We start from the raw sequence: 1,984 nt of genomic DNA, 5'->3' as shown, positions 1-1,984 counted from the left end.
ATCATGGGTAGGCTCGGCTTTCATCAGTCCTCAGGCTGATTTATCAGTAGCAATTTACCTCGACAAAGTCCACAGCGATAGCGTTTGGTATCAATCCTTCGCTTGCGATGATACCTTTGCTGGCAGGATTGACAACGATAGAGCTTGAGTGGTTTGGAGTTGTTATTTGTCAAGGAGGGCACAAAGCGTAATCCATCCACTGCTTTCAAAAGTTCCTTAAAATCCCGATCCTTATGTTGATAGCCCTTCCCTTGAAAATAGAGATGATAATGACAGAGTTCATGTCGGACAATTTTCCTAAAAACATCCAGACCCAGTTCCTGATAAACCTTGGGATTAAAATCCAAATGCCCATCTTTGGGGAAAAATCGCCCACCTGTCGAACGTAGACGCCTATTCCACTGGACATGATGGATAAAAGGTCTCCCGAAGTCTTCTAGCGAAACTTGCTTGACGTAATCAGTTAGATTCATCTGGAGCGAGGAGCGACAGATTGACTTTTTCACGTTCAGTATCAATTTTCTTGACCCAAACGGTCACCAAATCTCCAACTGACACAACTTGACTAGGGTGTTTGATAAACTTGCGACTCATATGCGAAATGTGAATCAAGCCGTCCTCGTGAATCCCGATATCAACGAAGGCACCGAAGTCAACGACGTTACGCACAACACCTTCTAGCTTCTGGCCTACCACTAGGTCTTTGATATCTAGGACATCTTGGCGAAGCACAGGTGCGTCAAAGGAATCACGGAAATCTCGACCTGGTTTGAGAAGATCTGCAATGATATCTTTAAGAGTTTCTGGACCAAGGTCTAGCTCTTTCGCCATATCTTTGACTGAAAGCGACTTGAGTTTGCCTTGGGCCACTTCATTCAAGTCCTTGATATCCAAGCGTTTGAAGAGCTCCTTAACAGCAGCGTAATTTTCTGGGTGAACTCCTGTATTATCAAGGATATTGCTACTTTCAGGGATACGAAGGAAACCAGCTGCCTGTTCAAAAGCCTTAGCACCCAGACGCGGAACTTTCTTGATTTGAGCGCGTGAAGTGATTTTTCCTTCTTCTTCACGGTATTTGACGATATTTTCAGAGATGGTTTTATTGAGTCCAGCTACGTGTGAAAGAAGAGCAGGACTGGCTGTATTGATGTTGACACCGACTTGGTTAACAACCGTATCCACGACAAAGTCCAGACTGTCAGACAATTTCTTCTGGCTGACATCGTGCTGGTACTGACCGACACCAATTGACTTTGGATCGATTTTGACCAATTCAGCAAGGGGGTCTTGCAAACGACGAGCGATAGAGATCGCAGAGCGTTTTTCAACTGTCAAATCTGGAAACTCCTGACGAGCAAGTTCGCTTGCAGAATAGACAGAAGCGCCACTTTCATTGACGATAACATAACTAACCTCAGGAAAATTTTTAAGAACTTCCGCCACAAAGGCTTCACTTTCACGACTAGCAGTACCATTTCCGATGGCAATAATTTCTACACTGTATTGACCAATCAAATCTGCCAAATCTTTCTTTGCTTCTTCGATTTGACGAGCTGATGCTGGTTTGACAGGATAAATGACCTGAGTTGTCAGCATTTTTCCTGTTGCATCCACGACAGCTAGCTTGGCACCTGTTCGAAAGGCAGGATCAAATCCAAGAACCACGCGCCCTTTCAGCGGAGCAACCAAGAGCAGATTGCGCAGATTGTCAGAAAAGAGTTGAATAGCTCCCTCTTCTGCCTTTTCAGTTAATTCTGTCCGAATACGGCGCTCGATAGCAGGCAAGACTTTTTTCTTAACAGATTGCTGAACTACTTCATCAATATAGGTATTTTTTACCTTAAAACGAGCAGCAAAGAATGCTAGAATACGATCTGTTGCATGTTCAAAACTGACCTTCAAGATACCTAATTTCTCACCACGATTGAGGGCTAAGGTACGATAACCCTGCATATTTCCAACCGTCTCAGAAAAATCATAATAA

Annotated in this window: 2 protein-coding genes; both read right to left on the bottom strand. The window is 43.9% G+C overall.

Annotated features, from left to right (window positions below):
* Positions 1-23: 23 nt before the first annotated feature.
* Positions 24-473 (bottom strand): SprT family protein, encoded by a 450-nt coding sequence (locus QZ359_RS07895; RefSeq protein ID WP_293965315.1) that lies wholly within the window; start codon positions 471-473, stop codon positions 24-26.
* The coding region (locus QZ359_RS07890; protein WP_293965313.1) for a Tex family protein at positions 460-1,984 on the bottom strand (1,525 nt) is incomplete at its 5' end. The genes QZ359_RS07890 and QZ359_RS07895, both read right to left, overlap by 14 nt.

Source organism: Streptococcus sp. (assembly GCF_019414905.1).
In the GTDB taxonomy this organism is placed as follows: domain Bacteria; phylum Bacillota; class Bacilli; order Lactobacillales; family Streptococcaceae; genus Streptococcus.
This window is presented reverse-complemented; position numbering and strand designations above follow the sequence as displayed.

Excerpts from the sequence above, each read along its gene's own strand:
- QZ359_RS07895 (WP_293965315.1), bottom strand. The coding sequence starts at position 473 with ATGAATCTAACTGATTACGTCAAGCAAGTTTCGCTAGAAGACTTCGGG.